Origin of the sequence: Arcanobacterium phocisimile (genome assembly GCF_016904675.1) — a bacterium.
Classification (GTDB): Bacteria; Actinomycetota; Actinomycetes; order Actinomycetales; family Actinomycetaceae; genus Arcanobacterium; species Arcanobacterium phocisimile.
Window position 1 is genome coordinate 1,243,760 of the sequence record NZ_CP070228.1, and the last position, 17,059, is coordinate 1,260,818.

The window sequence follows — 17,059 nt, forward strand, 5'->3', positions numbered from 1 at the left end:
TACGATGCGCAAAACACTTCTTGTTACCAACGATTTCCCACCACGAGCTGGTGGTATTCAAACGTTCCTTGAAGGTTTCGTCTCGCAACTTGACCCGACTCAACTCGTGGTTTACGCCTCCACTCCGCCAACAGGGATGCAGTCCGCGCTGGACTACGACAAGCAACAGCCGTACACAGTCGTGCGCTATCCTGGGACGACTATGCTTCCTTCGCCGGACGTTAGCCGTACCATAACTAGTCTTATCCACCAGCAGGACGTTAAAAATGTTTGGTTTGGCGCAGCCGCTCCGCTCGGATTGCTTGCTAATGCAGCACATGCAGCTGGAGCTGATAAGGTTATTGCCACTACCCATGGGCATGAGATCGGCTGGTCTATGCTTCCGGGCTCTCGTCAAATGCTTCGGAAAGTTTTTACAGATGCCGACGTCGTCACCTACCTGACTAATGCAACGCTACACCGGCTAGCTCCATTCATCGGGGACACCGATATTATGCAACTTCATGGGGCTATCGATCCGGAGATGTTTGCCTTTGACCGGCAAGCCCGGGCAGATTTGCGACGCCGCTATGGAATCGGTCAGCACGCCCCCGTCGTCGTATGTATTTCTCGACTCGTGCCACGAAAAGGACAAGACATTCTCATAAAAGGATGGCATCAGGTGACAAGCCGATTCCCGGGAACAAAGCTTGTGATCGTCGGTAAAGGACCTTACGAGAAAAAGTTACGGCAACTTGCCAGTCAATCGCCTGCACAAACTGACATCGTTTTCACTGGTGAAGTACCATACGCAGAACTTCCCGCTCATTATTCACTGGGAAATATTTTTGCCATGCCATGCCGTACCCGCGGCGGCGGCTTAGATATCGAAGGACTCGGGATCGTCTATCTCGAAGCATATGCTGCTGGGCTACCGGTAGTTGCCGGAGATTCCGGCGGCGCGCCCGAGGCAGTAATAGATAAAGAGACCGGCCTGGTAGTCAACGGTAGTTCTGTCAATGCAGTTGTTTCGGCTGTTAGCTATTTCCTTGAGAACCCCGACGAAGCGCGCCGGATGGGTGATGCGGGTAGAGACTGGGTCGATCACAAGTGGCGGTGGAGCGACGTTGCGAAGCCACTGATTAGTCTGCTCAGCTAAAGACCGTGGTTTACCGGTACGCGAAAGAGAACGCACTCTTTAACGCAAGCACGGTAAACTACAACTATGACAGAAAACCCATTACTCGAAAAATCATTATTACCATATCAATTGCCACGCTGGGCTGATATTAAGCCGGAGCACATCATGCCCGCCGTCGAACAGGTTATGGCACGCCAACGTGCGGCGTGGGAAAAGATCGCTACCGATCCAAACCCGCCAACGGTCAAAAACACGGTTGAAGCCATCGAGCATGCAGGCGAAGAATTTGATCGTGTTTTGTCCGTCGCCTTTACCTTATTCTCTTCGCTGGGGACGGATGAGCTCAATGATATTGAGGCACAGATCGGCCCAAAGCTTTCCGAACATGAGAACGCTTACTCACTCGATAAGCGGATTTATCAGCGTATTCAAGCGCTTGATGTATCCGATGCTGATGTCGAAACCCAATATTGGGTTGAAAAAGAGTTGAAGACATTCCGTTCGAGCGGAATCGAACTTTCCGACGACGACGCCGACCGGTTGCGCGCTATTGATGCGGAGCTTTCTGGGCTACAGATCGAATATGTCAAGCGTGCTACACGCGCGATGTCTGACGCGGCTTATATAACAGATGATCCGGATCAATTAGCTGGGCTAGATGACGATAAGTTAGCTGGCTTGCGCACTGACGATGGCTCTTATCGTATTGAGCTAGCGAATTTTTCAAATCAGCCGATTCAAACTGAGATACGTGTTCCCCAGACTCGTCGCGATATCCTCGCCGCGTCGCTGTCCCGCGGTTTCGGAGAGCATGCAGAATCGGATACTCGTGAGCTCGTGTTAAAGATTGCCAAACTTCGCGCAGAACGGGCTGCTTTGCTTGGCTACGAAAGCCATGCCCAGGTTGTTGCAGCGCGCGAAATGGCTGGAGATTCAGATGCGGTTCTCAATCTGTTAACATCCGTTGCACATAAGGCTGTCGCAGCGGTTGACCGTGACTACGAAAACTTGGTTGAGTTGGCTGAAAAAGATCCAGATGCTGATGGCATTGAAGCCGGTGACTGGACTTTCTATGAGGAGCAGTTACGCGCTCAGCAAGGCGTTGAGGAAGCCAAAATTATGCCGTATCTTGAGCTAACGAATGTGGTTGAAAACGGCATATTCTTCGCCGCAAACCGACTCTACGGTATCTCATTTGAGCCTCGGCCAGACCTTGCTGGTTACGTTCCGTCAATGAAAACTTGGGAAGTAAAAGATGAGGACGGCACCACACTTGGTCTTTTCCAAGCGGACTTTTTCCGTCGCCCTGGCAAAAAGGGCGGCGCATGGATGCATTCGGTGATTACCGGATGCGAGATTGATAGGACCAAACCCGTCATTCTCAACAACTGCAATTTCCCAGAACCTGCCGACGGCGAGTTATGTTTATTAACCTGGGACAACGTTGAAACTGTTTTCCACGAATTTGGCCACGCTCTTCATGGATTACTCACGCAGACCCGGTATCGGTCCTCAGCAGGGACGAATGTGCCACGCGATTTTGTTGAGTTCCCTTCGCAATTGAACGAAATGTGGGCTTACCACCCAGAGGTCTTGGCTAACTATGCACGCCACTATAAGACCGGGGAAATCATGCCGTCCGAACTCGTGGAGGCCTTGTCCGCTTCCAAGACGTTTGGTCAAGCTTTTGCAACTACTGAGTTCACAAAGGCGGCACTGGTGGATCAGGCTTGGCATTTACTCGGTGTTGATGAGATTCCAAGTGATGTGGCAGCGTTTGAAGAATCCGCGTTAGAAAAGTTTGGCGTTTCTTGTCCGTTAGTTCCTCCGCGGTATCGATCAACCTATTTCACACATACCTTTGGTGGTGGATATGATGCCGGCTATTACTCGTATATGTGGGCCGAGGTTTTAGTTGCAGATATCGAGCAATGGTTCCGGGAAAAGACCAATGGCGGCTTCACTCGTGAAGCTGGGATGGAGTTACGTGAAAAACTCTTATCGCGTGGTTCTTCTCGTCCGCCTATGGAGTCCTTTAAGGACATCCGTGGACGTGAGCCGCGTCCGGAAGCTCTCCTGGAACGGCGTGGCTTAGCTGAGTAAACATCATGAGGGTTCCGGCAGAAAATCTGCCGGAACCCTCATTTAATTTCAATTAATGCCTACCACGGACGGTCTGCATTAGTTGCCATGTGATGAGTAGCAGAGTGCTTATCTACCCAGTTCTTGATGGAGTTAAAGGCGTTAATGGTATTCGGGTGACGATAGAAGTACGTTGCCTTGAAGCCGAATATCATACCATCTACGTGAGCCTTACCCAGAAGAGCATCAACGTTCCAGTCTTGTCCAGTAGCAATTGTCCAACCAAATGTCTTACCTAGTGCGCCACGAGCGCGGGCTTCGCTTGATTTCCGAAGCTGATCACATGTTGTATTGGCGTAAGATTCGCACGTGCCAAATCCTTGGTTGATATTGTAGTATCCGTAATCCGCAATCTTTTGCTTAGTAAGGATCTTGTCTCCGGCTTTGGAGAAGTCACTCAGAACGTTGTCCGTTGGACCGGACAACGCAACAGCTTCACTATCGTGCAAGTCGTTGATGATTGTGTTCCAGCCTACACCGCCTACAGTCTTGTAGAATCCATAAAGAGCGCGCACACCCGCAGGTTCAAGGTACTTCCGCGACAAGTCCCGTAATGCGGTAATTGAGCAGACGCTACTTTGATTTGGGCAATGATCTGGATTCTTGATATCGAACCAGACGAATGAAATATTCGCACCTTCTTTGCGCTTATCAGCGATGTGCTTCAAAATAGTTTCTGCACGGTCACCGGCACTTGTTGGTAGCCCGTCATGATCGGCCCACCAGCCTCGCCGCCACGCGGTGAAATCGATTTCCATAGCGTTGGCTCCAACAGCAATTGCATCATCTACACTTTGCGTAGTTAAAACTCGATGTGCAATAGCGTAAATAGCTCGACTATTAGCCGGAGGTGTATCTTGCGCGTTAGTTGCTGCAGTCGCACTACTTGCTGGTACAGCAACGCTGAGAAGAAGAACTAAGAATGCAATAATTGTCTTTTTCATTGCTCTATCTTTCCTACTTAGAGATACACGAAAGCGCAGGTCTCAAGTGCATCTATATACTTATGTATTTTTGGGCGAATCACTAATTCTTCGATCCCCCTCAGAATCTATGACTCGTGCCCTGACTTAATAATGACCCTAAAACATTGACAGCACAAGCCAAAGTGTCAACTTAAATAAAGTTGAAAATATTCAGCATCCTTTAAGGTTTGACAGCTAATATAGTCCTTTAGATGCTATTATTCGTACATATCAACTTAATCGTATCATAGATCATTAAACGAACACTGGATATCGGACACGTTTCATATAACAACGTGCAGTTGACAAAGTTAACGCACCGGCGCACACGGAATCGTTGCAAAAGCGGCTCTTCGGATTTTGGTGGGGTTAGGGGTAGATTGTGTTGAGGAGTCGCTAGTTGGGTTTGCCTGCGTAGCGGAGGCATCTGGTGTGGTAGTTGGTGAAGTTGGTAAATCTGTAGCCGGTTCTTTTGATGCGTTTGATGAGGTTGTTCATGGCTTCGGTGATCGAGTTCGATAGGCGGGCGTGGTGGTAGGCCAGGATCTGGTGATACCAGTTTTTTGAGTGTTCGGCTAAGTTGTTGGATTTCTTGGGGTATGAAGTCTTGGCTGGTGTGGTTGATGAGTTGATCAAGCATGGTTTGAGTGGTGGTGATGTCGGGTGTAGAAATTTCGTAGGCGTTCTTTGACACGGTAAGCGATAGCTACTTCACTATAGGGCTCTCCTAGGCGTAAGAGTGATTCGATCCGATGTTGTGTTTTATCGGTGAGTTTTTCTTGTCCGTAGACAAGTTGGCGTCTTATACGGTAGAGCGGGTTGGTTTTTCGTCCGCGGTGTCCAAGTGTTTGTTGTTGAACACGCCGGCGTACACGATCAAGGGCTTGGTTAGTTAATGTGATGACGTGGAAGTGGTCAGCAACTTGGGTAGCGTGCGGTGTGATCGTGTTGAAAACAGCCCGGTAGGTCGGGCTCATATCGAGTGGGGCATAGCTGATTTTTTGTTTCCAATAGGTAGGGAAGCGGTGAAGGAAACGGGCAACCTCAACATAGCTACGGCTTGGAATAATATCAATGGTCTGGTGGTTGGTTATATCGCGTAGCGTGGTCACATATTGGGTAGGGCGTTTGTTTAAGACGAACGAAACGTGTCTCGTCAAGACCGATTGCAGGAGTTTGAGATAAACGTTTACGATCAGCATCAAGTAAGGCCTGCCCGTAGACGGTCACGGTATGGTTAATCGTGTGCCAATCACAGCCCAGCTCGCCAGCGACTTTACTTATTGTCCGTCCCATTCCTACTTGCTTGGTCGTCCATTTAGCTGCCCTGGTCGTTAACCGAGAGTGTCTACTAGCAATGCGTTTGTCCTGGCTTGTCCATGACCCCATATCGCATTGATGGTTAGGACAATACCAGCGGTGTTTACGCCAGATCAGACCCATGGGGCGTCCGTAAACGGGCAGATCGATATAAGGAAGTCGTGGCTTATCCTTGACTCGTGCCCGTACTTTGCATCGAGGACACACCACGGTATCAAGATCTTGCTCGATCTCGATTGATTGGTGTGGTCCGAGACGATGATAAGCCACAGGCACAACATCTTTTAAAATCAGCAAACGAGCCACGATTACGTTAGGATCAGAACTGGTGAAGATAGTTTCAGGTTTTTTGCTCACACTCTAAGCATGAACTCTCTTCACCACTTTCACATCCTCACACCCCGCCAAAATCCGAAGAGCCACAAAATCTCAGGATTCGGTACGTTATTACCCTACATACGCAAAAAGTCCGAGCAAATATTGCTCGGACTTATCCGTACCCCGTACCGGATTTGAACCGGTGTTACCGCCGTGAGAGGGCGACGTCCTAGGCCGCTAGACGAACGGGGCCTACCTGATGTTTCCATCAGACGCTGCTAACCCACAGCACCACTGACGAATATCAGTTGTACGTAAGTTATGGTACCCCGTACCGGATTTGAACCGGTGTTACCGCCGTGAGAGGGCGACGTCCTAGGCCGCTAGACGAACGGGGCAAGGACACATCAATTTCTTGATGTTTCGCTGGGGTACCAGGACTCGAACCTAGACTAAATGAACCAGAATCACTCGTGCTGCCAATTACACCATACCCCAAAGTTTGGTGTGCAACCTTTCGGTCTGCAACGAATATTTAGTTTACGCACCGATGTAAAGATACGCAAATTACTGGCTCGTGAGCGTTGTCACGCTCGCACGCGAGCACGTATGGAACAAGCCAGGGAGGAACACGAATATCCCACCCTGGCTTGTTTTATTAAAAAGGACAGCAATGACTCTTTTAGAGTGTGGCTCGGAACCGCCGCAGACGCTTCAGCGTCTCTTCCCTGCCCAACAGCACAATCGAATCAACGACTGGCAAGGAAACATTCGTTCCTGTCATAGCAACGAACAGCGGAGCGAAAGCGAAGCGTGGCTTGATTTCCATACCTGCCACGATCTTCTCGTCCACAGCAGCCTTCACGCCCTCAACAGTGAAATCCGCATCGCTCAGTTCGCCAAACGCAGCAATCGCTGCATCGAGCACGGCCGGAGCCGAGTCGCGCAACTTCCCTACCGCCTTCTCGTTGTATTCGAGCTCATCAACTGAGCGGAACAAGAAACCCATCAACGCAGCCGCTTCACCGAGAAGCTGGATACGTGTCTGGACAAGCGGAGCTGCACCGTCAAGCAAACGCTGCGTTTCAACGTCGGCATCCTCATACTTATCGACTGCCAAGACGCCAGCCGAATGCAGGTAAGGAACCAGGCGGTTACGCAAATCAGCTGGGTCAAGACGACGGATGTGCTCAGCATTAATCGCCACGCACTTCTTGTCGTCAAAACGTGCCGGATTCGGATTCACGTCCGCAATATCGAAAGCGGCAACAAGCTCATCCTTGGTGAACAAATCGTTGTCTGGCGCAATCGACCAGCCCAACAGACCCAAATAGTTCAACAAACCTTCCGGAATCATGCCACGCTCACGGTGAAGCAAAAGATTCGACTCTGGGTCGCGCTTGGACAACTTCTTATTGCCCTCACCCATCACGTATGGCAAGTGACCAAAGTGCGGGGTGTACTTCGCGATGCCGAGCTCAACCAAGGCACGGTACAAAATAATCTGACGCGGAGTCGAGGACAACAAATCCTCACCACGAAGCACGTGGGTGATTTCCATCAGCGCATCGTCAACCGGATTCGTCAACGTGTACAGCGGCTGACCGTTTCCACGCATAATCACATAATCTGGCACCGAACCAGACTTGAACGTGATTTCACCACGCACCAAATCGGTAAACGTGATGTCTTCATCAGGCATCCGCATACGTAATACAGGCTGACGGCCCTCGGCCCGATAAGCAGCCTTCTGCTCTTCGGTCAAATCGCGGTCGAAGCCGTCATAACCGAGCTTAGGATCTTCACCCTTAGCCTTATGGCGCTCCTCGACCTCTTCCGGCGTCGAGAACGACTCGTAAGCGTAACCACCTTCGAGCAGCTTCTTCGCTACATCTGCGTAAATATCCATACGCTGGGATTGGCGGTATGGCGGATGCGGGCCGCCAACTTCTATGCCCTCATCCCAATCCAGGCCAAGCCAGTTCAGGGAATCAAGAATCTGCTGGTAAGACTCTTCGGAGTCTCGAGCCGCATCAGTATCTTCGATACGGAAAACGAATGTGCCACCAACATGGCGTGCATATGCCCAGTTAAAGAGGCAGGTACGCACCATTCCAACGTGTGGGGTGCCGGTGGGTGAAGGACAAAAACGTACGCGGATCTTGTCCGCTGGAATTGAAGTAGTCATGATAAGTAAAGTTTACCGCCGTTTCACGTTAGTCTGCCACAACCGGGTTGCGTAGTGTGCCAATACCCTCAACATATGCTTCGACTTCAGCGCCCGGTCCGCCCGGAATTCCGGGGGCTACTGCACCGGTGAGGATGATGTCGCCCGGTAGCAACGTGAAGCAAGATGAGACGTAAGAAACGATTTGTGGGATTGTGTAGGCCATCGCCGACGTCGATCCTTCTTGAACAACTTCGCCGTTGATCGTCAGGCGAATAGTTAAATCAGAGGTGTCGAGGTCGGTCACGATGACCGGTCCGATTGGACACGAGGTATCAAAGCCTTTCGCACGGGCCCACTGTGGATCAGTTTTCGCGGTAGAAACATCAGTCACATCGTTAGCAACGGTGTAACCAAAGATAACTTCAGCGACGCGATCTTCTGGGACATCTTTACACAAGCGCGAAATAATGATGGCCAGTTCTGCCTCGTGGTGAAGGTCTGTCGCAAAGCTCGGTTCTGCAATAGGCACATTTGGTCCGACGACGGCGGTATTGGGCTTCAAGAATGTTACCGGGGCCTTCGTAATATCTGGTTCTGGCTGGCCTTCTTGATAGTAGGTAGCACCCAAACCGACGACTTTCGATCGTGGGATAATTGGCGAAACGAGATTTGCCTCTTCCGCAGCAACGATTTCCCCGGTTGGCTCGATGCCCGAGTACATCGGGTCACCTGCAATAATTTGATAGTTGCCGGTTTCTTCATCGACGACGGCGAAACGTGGGCCTTGTGACATTGATAAACGTGCAATTTTCATACCTTAAGACTATGCCAAAATAGATCTATGCATGTTCTTTCTTCAGACATTTGGTGGCCCCGTGCGCTAGATCACTTTTATGCCGCTCAGAAGCGTTCTCAGGGACGTGTTCGGCGCCGCCAACTTGGTGAGAAAAATCCGTTAGAAGATTTCCTCTGGGAGTATTATCCGATGCGACCGGGACGGTTAGCAGTGTGGCATCCCGGCTTTGCCGGCGACGGCGAACCCTACGCGTTACTCAAACCGCCAGTTTCACTAGGAACCAGCGAACCAAAACCGTGGAACCCGGCCAGTACCAGGCTTGAGGACCCATTGGCCTGGTGGCTCCACCACGCATCCCTGCCTTGGCACGACGTGCGACAAACCGACGACGGTGAGATCGTCGTCGTCAACAACGAATTCCTCGACCACCGTACCCACGGAATCAAACATCTGACCCAACTCCACGAAATCCTTCTCACCCGCGAAGCAACTTTCGGATGCCTGGGCTGGCATGAATGGGCAATGGTGTATCGGGCTAACGAGACCCGACATGCCCTCCCCTTGCGACTCGGCGCAGAAGAGACCAACCGACTCGTCGAACACGCACACATTCGCTGTACCCATTTCGACGCGTTCCGATTCTTCATGCCTGATGCTGTTGCGCTGAATAGGGTTCAGCCTACGTACGAAACCGTGTTCGAGAACGAACAACCCGGATGCATCCACGTCTCGATGGATATTTTGCGCGCATGTATCCAGCTCGGACCGATTATTCCCGGCGAACTGTTAATCTCTGCTTTTGACCTGGCAATGCGCGCCCGCACCATCGACATGGCAGCCTCACCGTATGACTGCTCCTCGCTCGGGCTCGATCCAATCCGCATCGAAACTGCTGCCGGCAAAGCCGAATATATCGAGCGTCAGCGCGATTTAACCATTGCCGCACGTCCATTGCGCCAACAACTGCTTGGCATTCTTCGGCCGCTCGGCGATAAAATCGAACTATCTCGTCTCTGGCCACTAACCTCGAACAAAGGATGAATCATGATTGTCGCTTTTTCAGTTGCTCCAGAAGGAACCGGACGCGCAGACGGCTCAGTACACGACGCAGTTGCAGCCGCCGTAAAGATCGTCCGCGAGTCGGGCCTCCCCAACCACACCTCGAGCATGTTCACTGAAATCGAAGGCGAATGGGACGAAGTCTTCGATGTCATTAAACGAGCAACCCAAGCAGTAGAACCCTACGGATCACGAGTCTCCCTCGTCATCAAAGCCGACATCCGCCCCGGTTACACTGGTGAAATAACTGGCAAACTTGAGCGACTCGAAGCCGCGATGGACGAGCTGTAACGACCCTGATTACTGGACCGCGCGGTAGATTTCTATTGCGCCGGTTCCGGCCTTCCCTTCAATCCGCACTTTGTGTACGTCTGCGCTAGGCGCATCCGTTTGCGCAAGTTCGCTGGAGACTTTGCCTAACCCAGACTTGAGATCGAGGTAGGTAGCTGTGCCCTGCGCGATACCGGCACGAATACTGCCGACACCAGTTTTTAGGCTCACGTTATGTGCCGTCTGGCCACCAACAATCGTTGCCACAACGACGTCGCCCGCACCTGACTTCAGCGACGAGTCACCTTCGGTCGTGAGCCGTTCGACGTCGATGGCCCCTGCCCCATTTTTCACTTCCGAGCTGTCTAACTGACGGATCTTGATGGTTCCTGCGCCGGATTTAATAGAAGAAGCTGTCACCTCTCCGGCGAAGATGTCACCGGCGCCGACCTTGATTTTGAGATGTGAAACTGCAACATCTGTGGTGATTGAACCTGCACTGCAGGTGATCTCCCCACCCGTGATGTCACTCGGGAGAGTAAGGATGATTGGTTCATCGTGGTGTTCAGCAGAGTTTCGGTTCAGCCATCCGGAGTGTCCGCCTGATTTCGGTTCGTCGATGCGCACGCTGGATGCGGCGATATCGACATAGATGCTTTGCGCATCAGCTGGAAGTTCAACATGCGGCTCGGTTAGCGATTCGTCTAGTCGAATTTTGAGATCAAAGCTACGTAATGAAATAAAAGTTTGCATGAGATTCTCCTTTTAATCTGAGGTTTGGACGATAGAGAGACCGATACTGTTGTAGCGCAGAGTGTTACATGGACCAACCGGTTAACCGACGAGATGTCTGGGTACTGACATGACGTCGAGCGAGTTTTTCACGGGCTGCAGTGACGATCCAGGAATTCATTGATACCGCTGAGTCAGCAATCTCTGCGGTGATGGCATCCCGGATAGTTTCCGGGATGCGTAGTGTGATCCGCACGAGATCTTCGTCGGAATCTGGTACAGCTGTTGGTTCTTCAAAGGCTAACTCTAGGCCGTCGGTAAAGGTTTTCACATATAACCCGTGTGCTATGCCCACATCTTGCAACTCTTCGATGAGATTGAGCAGGATCTGCGATTGCATATGGTTGATCGCAGGACGTAGTGCACGTACCAGCGCAGGTACCGCGGCTTGGATATCCGGCGAAGCGAGTGCGGTTGCTGCTTCGAGTTCTTGAACAAGATACTCGGAGCTTTCTTCGGGAAACGAAATTGTGCGGTTTGGTGACTCGGTGTATTTCATAGTGTCATTATGACACCATTTATGACACTACGCAAGTGTAATCTGTGAATTCGATGCACCCCAGGCTACCTGCCCGGATCAGATCGGCGATAGACGGCATACGGAGCGCTATATAACGCTCCCGTGCCGCCTACCGCCATTTTGGAACACGGGCCAGCCAGATCTAGCCTGAATTGTGGGTTATAGGACAAAAGTTATTGATTTTGGGTTAGTAGTCGTTGCGGTAGGGTGTGTGGGTGTGGAGTTCGTTCCAGTCAAGGCCGTTGCCCCAGCGATGGTTGTTGTGGTCGGCTCGGTGTCGGGCTGCGGCTTGCTGGTAAGCGCGCATGATGTCCGTGTTGGTGGGCATGATACGCAGGATTTCGGCTGGGTTGGCAGGGTTCTCGGTGTGTAGGTAGCACCACCATGACACTGCACGGATCCGGTGATCGATACTCATACCCCGATGACGGCGCAGCAGTTCACGTAAAGGCGAGTTGATACCTCCCTCGATCTGGTTATTCATCGCTGGTAGAGAACCGATTATTTCTCCGTCATCGTAAAGATCGGGATTGAGAAACGTGAACAAATGGCCACTATCGACCAGCCTAGACAGACTATTGCCAGCCTTGACGAGCCGCTCGTGTTTATCGACTAGTTTTCCTTTCTCGTTACGGGTTTTCTCGGCCAGGAACCCAGCCCAACGGTGACGCCAAGCATAGAAGCTATCGATCCATACGTGCGCGTGTGCGGGAGTTTTCACATGCAATAGATCAACACCGATCCGGTAGAGCTGTCTGCCACATTCAGTTCGTGAGCGTGTGGTCGTGTAGCGTTTGACCTGTTGATAGGCGTGGAACGTGCAGCGTTGGACACGCGTGGAGGGCCACAATTGTGCCCGAGCTGTTGTGAAACCTGTGCCCCCGTCAGCCACGACCATACCGGGTGGTGGGATTTTCGCGAGCAGGTCCAGCCAGGCTTGGGTCGATTCACGTCTGGCCACATGCCAGGCAATCACATATTCGGGGCTGCAGGCGATCAGAATGACAGCATCGCGGCCTAAATGGATACCATCAACATGAATCACGCGGTGGGCTTGCCCATCGGGTTCGCATATCGGCCAGATCTCCCACAACACAGCGCTCTTGCGTCGGAAGGTCCGGCCCTGTCCAGGAAGTTCTCGCTGCGTGGTTTTCCCAGTCAGAACGTCTAAGAACGCACGCAAATCCCGCGAAGTGACGTCGTTATGCCAACGCGAGGTTACCTTGCATGAGCGGCAGATCCAGCGTTGGTGGCCGCATTTGTCTTTACCGTTTTTGACCATGCCTTCACCACAAGTAGGGCAGTGTTTCTTGTTCGATCTCATACCCACTAGTATGCAACCGACTTTCACCACAATTTTTCCCTGCTATCACGCGGATAACTGGCAACAAAATCAATAACTATTGTCCAACCAAAAACTCGAGTCGAAACGAGTTTCTTTCCAGAAAACCCCACCCTAGCAACGAAAAACAGCAAAACCATCAATAACAATTGTCCGCTAGCCCTGAATTGTCTGAACTGTGAACGTGAAACGCCATCACAACAGCAACCTCGACTTACAGGACTTATTTACCGAGGCCACAACCTTCTTGCAAGCGCCTATATACAGAAAAGTCCCACATCCGAAGATGCGGGACTTTTCTATACTTCTTCTTCCGACAGTGTGCACTCGATTGTGTACCAGTTACATATGCCAAACGAAATTCTGTTGATATATCAGCGTTTTAAAAGTGCGCGAGGAGGGACTTGAACCCTCACACCCGAAGGCACCAGAACCTAAATCTGGCGCGTCTGCCAATTCCGCCACTCGCGCGTGAGCCAATCTCAAAGATTGCTACCGACCTAGCATACACAGATCCAACGCGATTGCTCAAAATTTTAGCAACCGCGTTGGCCTAAATCACATTACAAACAGTTTCACTCGTCAATACCGAGTTCCTTGCGGATACGCGCTACATGGCCAGTTGCTTTCACGTTGTAGAAAGCCTTAGCAACCGTGCCATCCTTGGAAACAATAATTGTTGACCGTATAACCCCGCGCAGAATCCGGCCGAAGCTCTTCTTCTCACCATACGCACCCCATTCGGTTAGCATCTCCTTCGACGGATCTGAAGCCAACGGAAAATTGAGGTTTTTCTTCTCCACAAATTTTTCGAGTGACGCGATGCTATCCGGGGAAACTCCAATAACCGAGTATCCTGCACTTCTCAACGAGTTTTCAGAATCACGGAAATCACATGCCTGGGTGGTACAACCAGGCGTCATCGCCCGGGGATAGAAATAGACAATGACGCCTTTTTCAGCCTTGTGTAGTTCTTCCGATAACGAGACCTGCCCGCCACCGATTGTATCTAACGTGAAATCGGGAGCCTGCTGGCCTTCTTCTAAACGAGCCATAACCTTTACCTCTGTCTGTCAGCGAGCGGTATCCAGCATGAACACCGCACTTTTTCCCAGTCTACTCCCCCAGGAAGGTAGCAAGGAGATCCAGTGCCACTATCAGCGTAAAAAGAATGAATCCCAGGATCATTGGGATGAGACCAAACGTCGTCGGAAACAGCAACCCGGCTCCTAGCGCAGCCGTCGCACATAAGTTTAACGAATCCTTATGCCACCCCATAAAACCAAGTGGAATCATCAGCGAAGCAATCAAACCGATGATGATCCCGGTCGTGTTTCCACCTCCGGAGAGAATCGTCCACCAGCCAAGAATCGCCATGACACCAACGAAACTCAATGAAGCAATCATGAGCGGATGTTCGTATTTGCGCATGCTTTCTCCCAATCTCCGACGCAGATATCCTTCTGCCCAATGCTTTCTTGTTGTCCACCCTACCGTTAGTGTTCACCAGTGGCACAACATCAGGTAGCACACAAGGAAAAACTGGCACAATCAAGGTATGAGTGACATTGCATCTGACGATATGGGACCATGGCTTTCTCCGGAAGAACTAGAATTTGTTCGCAATAAAGTTCCGATGGTGTACGTCGATATCATCCCGGTACATATTGACGAAACCGGAAACCTTGAAGCGGTTGGTTTACTTCTTTCCGCGAAAGACGAGGGTATCACCCGTTCGATTATTTCTGGCAGGGTTCTTTTCCATGAGTCGATCCGTGATGCGATTATCCGACACGTCGATAAGGATCTTGGCCTAATGTCACTCCCGCAGCTTCCAGTCAACCTGACGCCGTTCACTATCGGAGAATACTTTCCAACGCCTGGCGAGGGCTGGCATGATCCCCGGCAACACGCCATTTCCTTGGCTTACATTATTCCAGTGGCCGGCAATTGCTCAGCAAATGCCGACGCACTGGACATCACGTGGTTTACCCCGCGCGATCTTCTCACCACCTCGTTGCAATCAGAGATCGTCCCGACGCATTTGCCGTTAATAAAACGAGCAATTGCATATTTAGGAATCGAGTAACTCCCTTACCGGGTAAACACGTGTTGCGCTAATAGTGGCGCAAGTTCCGTAAAAGCCCGGCCACGATGGGATATCCGGTTCTTTTCCGCTGGTTCTAGTTCTGCTGAGGTGACATCGTAACCGTCGGGCTGGAAAATCGGATCGTATCCAAAACCACCTTCACCTGCTACTTCGTATCGTAGTCGTCCCATCATTCGTCCTTCGCAAACGAATTCTCGCCCGTCTGGCAATACCAGCGCTGCCGCGCACAAGAAGTAACCGGTACGATGTTCGGCTTTGACGTCGGAGAGTTGGGCTAGAAGCAGATCCAAGTTGGCTTGATCGTCGCCGTGTTTTCCGCACCAGCGCGCGGAGAAAATTCCTGGTGCACCGCCCAACACGTCAACGCAGATTCCCGAATCATCTGCCACGGCCGCAATTCCGGTGAGCCCAGCAATCTGACGGGCTTTGATGAGCGCATTGCCAGCAAACGTAACGGCGTCTTCGACTGGTTCTTCGATATCGTAGTGCCCGACCGACTGGATGCGGTTCATGTTGACGCCGGGGAGCAACGGCCCTAGTATTTCACGCAGTTCACCGACTTTGTGTGCGTTGCGTGTGGCAAGAATCAGTTGTGCGTCTGGAGTCTCGATAGTCATCAGTTACCGTTTTCACGTGCTTGACGCTGCTTAATAGTAAGCTCTTCACAGCCTTTTGTTGCAAGATCAAGTAGGACGCCGAGTTCGGCGCGGTCGAATGGTTCACCTTCGGCGGTTCCTTGGACTTCAACAAATTTTCCAGAGCCAGTCATCACCACGTTCATATCTGTCTCCGCACGCACGTCTTCTTCGTAGGGCAGATCAAGACATGGCACGCCGTCGATGATGCCGACGGAGATCGCGGCGACTGAATCTTTGAGTACTGGCTTACCAACTCGTGGCTTAATATGCCCTTGTGCGATACCCCAGTCGATGGCGTCGGCGAGTGCAACATAAGCTCCGGTGATTGAAGCGGTGCGGGTTCCGCCGTCAGCCTGTAAAACGTCACAGTCGAGGACGATCGTGTTCTCCCCCAAGGCGCTCATATCGACGACGGCGCGCAAGGCGCGTCCGACTAGGCGGGAGATTTCTTGGGTACGGCCCGAAACTTTTCCTTTCACCGATTCACGCTGGTTACGGGTGGAGGTGGCACGTGGCAACATAGCGTATTCGCCAGTTACCCAACCTTCTCCAGAATCTTTGCGCCACCGCGGAACACCTTCAGTAAAGGAGGCAACACACAGCACTTTGGTGTTGCCAAATTCGACGAGGACAGAGCCTTCGCCAGTATCAAGGAAATTCCGGGTGATCTTAACTGGGCGAAGTTCATCGGTTGAGCGACCGTCGGCGCGAGAAAATGTAGTCATAGGATTAGTTTACCGCTGTTGTGATGTAGTACAGGACAAATGCCAGCATTTGGCGGTGTGTCAGCACTGACGTTTGAAACAAGGATTAGCAGATTGGAGCAAACATCCTAAAAGCACACCGCGAAAAATTAGGAGAATTGTACAAATATTACTTTACTAGCTTATCTACTACAGGTATAATGAATTTCACCACATTAAGATGTATCGAAAGGTTTCAAGACTATGTTTCAAAAAAACGTTTCATAGTACATATAGTTACCTTGGTAACGTTGGCGTTGGGTGCGAACGTGGGTATTGCAAATGCCTCAACTTACTTAGAAACAGATCATGCTAATCATGTACTTTATGAAGACGAAGACAGTATCGTAGTAGCAATAGATGAGTCAGTAGGGTTTCACTGTACTGACACAGGCACTGCTAAACATAGCATAGTTGCGGGACTTGTACCGCTATCTATTGGTGATCCCTACCCTCAAAATCCCGGCGCAAAGGTATGTAACGAGCACTTTATTTCAAGAGCTGACTTACAGACTAACGGGGATCTATATACTCCTCGAGTTCGGGCCTCAGTAAAGTTGGGATATTGGGCGACGTTAACCGCGGTGACCGAGATGTTGACAAGGCGAGGTCTGCCATGGCTCGGAATCACTCTTGGACTCATAGACACAGTACGAATAAGACCAGAAAATTGGTGGAATGAGACTCTGGCCATGGCTTTTACCGGAAAAATTCGAGGTGTGGAAATGAAGATCTATTGCAATTACAGCGGTGG

Annotated in this window: 18 protein-coding genes and 4 tRNA genes; 5 read left to right on the forward strand and 17 right to left on the reverse strand. The window is 51.1% G+C overall.

Features of this window, described 5'->3' with window-relative positions:
• The first annotated feature begins 4 nt into the window (after positions 1-4).
• Together JTE88_RS05545 and JTE88_RS05550 are read left to right on the forward strand one after the other, a co-directional pair.
• On the forward strand, positions 5-1,138 hold the full coding sequence (locus JTE88_RS05545) for a glycosyltransferase family 4 protein (protein WP_204423367.1): 1,134 nt from the start codon (positions 5-7) through the stop codon (positions 1,136-1,138).
• Positions 1,139-1,204: 66 nt separating this feature from the next.
• Positions 1,205-3,223, forward strand: a complete 2,019-nt coding sequence (locus tag JTE88_RS05550; RefSeq protein WP_204423369.1) for a M3 family metallopeptidase — start codon at positions 1,205-1,207, stop codon at positions 3,221-3,223.
• Positions 3,224-3,282: 59 nt separating this feature from the next.
• Here JTE88_RS05550 and JTE88_RS05555 read toward each other — a convergent pair whose 3' ends face one another.
• From JTE88_RS05555 to JTE88_RS05595, 9 genes are all read right to left on the reverse strand, one after another.
• A complete protein-coding gene (locus JTE88_RS05555) occupies positions 3,283-4,206 on the reverse strand; it encodes a PI-PLC domain-containing protein (RefSeq protein ID WP_091280890.1) in 924 nt (307 codons plus the stop codon).
• A gap of 417 nt (positions 4,207-4,623) precedes the next feature.
• Positions 4,624-4,863, reverse strand: coding sequence for a transposase (locus JTE88_RS09280; protein WP_204423377.1), 240 nt, complete (start codon positions 4,861-4,863; stop codon positions 4,624-4,626).
• On the reverse strand, positions 4,860-5,339 hold the full coding sequence (locus tag JTE88_RS05565; RefSeq protein ID WP_204423386.1) for a transposase: 480 nt from the start codon (positions 5,337-5,339) through the stop codon (positions 4,860-4,862). Before JTE88_RS05565 ends, JTE88_RS09280 begins: the two co-directional genes overlap by 4 nt.
• Positions 5,299-5,904, reverse strand: a complete 606-nt coding sequence (locus JTE88_RS05570; RefSeq protein WP_204423387.1) for a transposase family protein — start codon at positions 5,902-5,904, stop codon at positions 5,299-5,301. Before JTE88_RS05570 ends, JTE88_RS05565 begins: the two co-directional genes overlap by 41 nt.
• A gap of 140 nt (positions 5,905-6,044) precedes the next feature.
• A tRNA-Glu gene (locus tag JTE88_RS05575) sits at positions 6,045-6,117 on the reverse strand.
• 70 nt (positions 6,118-6,187) lie between these two features.
• Positions 6,188-6,263, reverse strand: a tRNA-Glu gene (locus JTE88_RS05580).
• A 28-nt stretch (positions 6,264-6,291) separates the two neighbouring features.
• Positions 6,292-6,363, reverse strand: a tRNA-Gln gene (locus JTE88_RS05585).
• Between the two features lie 184 nt (positions 6,364-6,547).
• On the reverse strand, positions 6,548-8,053 hold the full coding sequence (gltX, locus tag JTE88_RS05590) for a glutamate--tRNA ligase (RefSeq protein ID WP_204423388.1): 1,506 nt from the start codon (positions 8,051-8,053) through the stop codon (positions 6,548-6,550).
• 28 nt (positions 8,054-8,081) lie between these two features.
• Positions 8,082-8,849 (reverse strand): fumarylacetoacetate hydrolase family protein, encoded by a 768-nt coding sequence (locus JTE88_RS05595; RefSeq protein WP_091280872.1) that lies wholly within the window; start codon positions 8,847-8,849, stop codon positions 8,082-8,084.
• Positions 8,850-8,876: 27 nt separating this feature from the next.
• On the opposite strand from JTE88_RS05595, the gene JTE88_RS05600 reads away from it, so the two are divergent.
• Together JTE88_RS05600 and JTE88_RS05605 are read left to right on the forward strand one after the other, a co-directional pair.
• The gene (locus JTE88_RS05600; protein ID WP_204423390.1) at positions 8,877-9,872 is read left to right on the forward strand and encodes a hypothetical protein; all 996 of its coding nucleotides are present in this window, start codon (positions 8,877-8,879) and stop codon (positions 9,870-9,872) included.
• A gap of 3 nt (positions 9,873-9,875) precedes the next feature.
• Complete coding sequence (locus JTE88_RS05605; RefSeq protein WP_204423392.1) at positions 9,876-10,181, forward strand: thiamine-binding protein; 306 nt, start codon at positions 9,876-9,878, stop codon at positions 10,179-10,181.
• Positions 10,182-10,190: 9 nt separating this feature from the next.
• Here the strand turns inward: JTE88_RS05605 and JTE88_RS05610 are convergent, their stop codons facing one another.
• From JTE88_RS05610 to JTE88_RS05635, 6 genes are all read right to left on the reverse strand, one after another.
• Entirely contained in the window at positions 10,191-10,913 is a 723-nt protein-coding gene (locus tag JTE88_RS05610; protein ID WP_204423393.1) for a DUF4097 family beta strand repeat-containing protein, read from the reverse strand.
• Positions 10,914-10,977: 64 nt separating this feature from the next.
• Entirely contained in the window at positions 10,978-11,451 is a 474-nt protein-coding gene (locus JTE88_RS05615) for a YlcI/YnfO family protein (protein ID WP_204423394.1), read from the reverse strand.
• Positions 11,452-11,659: 208 nt separating this feature from the next.
• Positions 11,660-12,754 carry an IS1249 family transposase gene (locus tag JTE88_RS05620; RefSeq protein WP_204423399.1) on the reverse strand — a complete coding sequence of 365 codons (1,095 nt, stop codon included), beginning with the start codon at positions 12,752-12,754 and terminating at the stop codon, positions 11,660-11,662.
• Between the two features lie 449 nt (positions 12,755-13,203).
• Positions 13,204-13,285 (reverse strand) — tRNA-Leu (locus tag JTE88_RS05625).
• Between the two features lie 104 nt (positions 13,286-13,389).
• Positions 13,390-13,869, reverse strand: coding sequence for a thioredoxin-dependent thiol peroxidase (bcp, locus tag JTE88_RS05630; protein ID WP_204423400.1), 480 nt, complete (start codon positions 13,867-13,869; stop codon positions 13,390-13,392).
• 61 nt (positions 13,870-13,930) lie between these two features.
• Positions 13,931-14,245: a hypothetical protein gene (locus JTE88_RS05635; RefSeq protein ID WP_204423402.1), complete on the reverse strand. Its 315-nt coding sequence runs from the start codon at positions 14,243-14,245 to the stop codon at positions 13,931-13,933.
• A 127-nt stretch (positions 14,246-14,372) separates the two neighbouring features.
• Here JTE88_RS05635 and JTE88_RS05640 point away from each other — a divergent pair, with 127 nt between their 5' ends.
• A complete protein-coding gene (locus JTE88_RS05640; protein ID WP_204423404.1) occupies positions 14,373-14,903 on the forward strand; it encodes a DUF4916 domain-containing protein in 531 nt (176 codons plus the stop codon).
• Between the two features lie 5 nt (positions 14,904-14,908).
• Here the strand turns inward: JTE88_RS05640 and rdgB are convergent, their stop codons facing one another.
• Both rdgB and rph read right to left on the reverse strand, forming a co-directional pair.
• A complete protein-coding gene (rdgB, locus tag JTE88_RS05645) occupies positions 14,909-15,541 on the reverse strand; it encodes an RdgB/HAM1 family non-canonical purine NTP pyrophosphatase (RefSeq protein ID WP_204423410.1) in 633 nt (210 codons plus the stop codon).
• On the reverse strand, positions 15,541-16,287 hold the full coding sequence (gene rph, locus JTE88_RS05650; protein ID WP_204423412.1) for a ribonuclease PH: 747 nt from the start codon (positions 16,285-16,287) through the stop codon (positions 15,541-15,543). The genes rdgB and rph overlap by 1 nt, the downstream gene beginning before the upstream one ends.
• Between the last annotated feature and the right edge of the window lie 772 nt (positions 16,288-17,059).

Coding starts and splice junctions, on each gene's coding strand:
- JTE88_RS05545 (WP_204423367.1), top strand. CDS start 5: ATGCGCAAAACACTTCTTGTTACCAACGATTTCCCACCACGAGCTGGT.
- JTE88_RS05550 (WP_204423369.1), top strand. CDS start 1,205: ATGACAGAAAACCCATTACTCGAAAAATCATTATTACCATATCAATTG.
- JTE88_RS05555 (WP_091280890.1), bottom strand. CDS start 4,206: ATGAAAAAGACAATTATTGCATTCTTAGTTCTTCTTCTCAGCGTTGCT.
- gltX (WP_204423388.1), bottom strand. CDS start 8,053: ATGACTACTTCAATTCCAGCGGACAAGATCCGCGTACGTTTTTGTCCT.
- JTE88_RS05595 (WP_091280872.1), bottom strand. CDS start 8,849: ATGAAAATTGCACGTTTATCAATGTCACAAGGCCCACGTTTCGCCGTC.
- JTE88_RS05600 (WP_204423390.1), top strand. CDS start 8,877: ATGCATGTTCTTTCTTCAGACATTTGGTGGCCCCGTGCGCTAGATCAC.
- JTE88_RS05605 (WP_204423392.1), top strand. CDS start 9,876: ATGATTGTCGCTTTTTCAGTTGCTCCAGAAGGAACCGGACGCGCAGAC.
- JTE88_RS05610 (WP_204423393.1), bottom strand. CDS start 10,913: ATGCAAACTTTTATTTCATTACGTAGCTTTGATCTCAAAATTCGACTA.
- JTE88_RS05615 (WP_204423394.1), bottom strand. CDS start 11,451: ATGAAATACACCGAGTCACCAAACCGCACAATTTCGTTTCCCGAAGAA.
- JTE88_RS05620 (WP_204423399.1), bottom strand. CDS start 12,754: ATGGTCAAAAACGGTAAAGACAAATGCGGCCACCAACGCTGGATCTGC.
- bcp (WP_204423400.1), bottom strand. CDS start 13,869: ATGGCTCGTTTAGAAGAAGGCCAGCAGGCTCCCGATTTCACGTTAGAT.
- JTE88_RS05635 (WP_204423402.1), bottom strand. CDS start 14,245: ATGCGCAAATACGAACATCCGCTCATGATTGCTTCATTGAGTTTCGTT.
- JTE88_RS05640 (WP_204423404.1), top strand. CDS start 14,373: ATGAGTGACATTGCATCTGACGATATGGGACCATGGCTTTCTCCGGAA.
- rdgB (WP_204423410.1), bottom strand. CDS start 15,541: ATGACTATCGAGACTCCAGACGCACAACTGATTCTTGCCACACGCAAC.
- rph (WP_204423412.1), bottom strand. CDS start 16,287: ATGACTACATTTTCTCGCGCCGACGGTCGCTCAACCGATGAACTTCGC.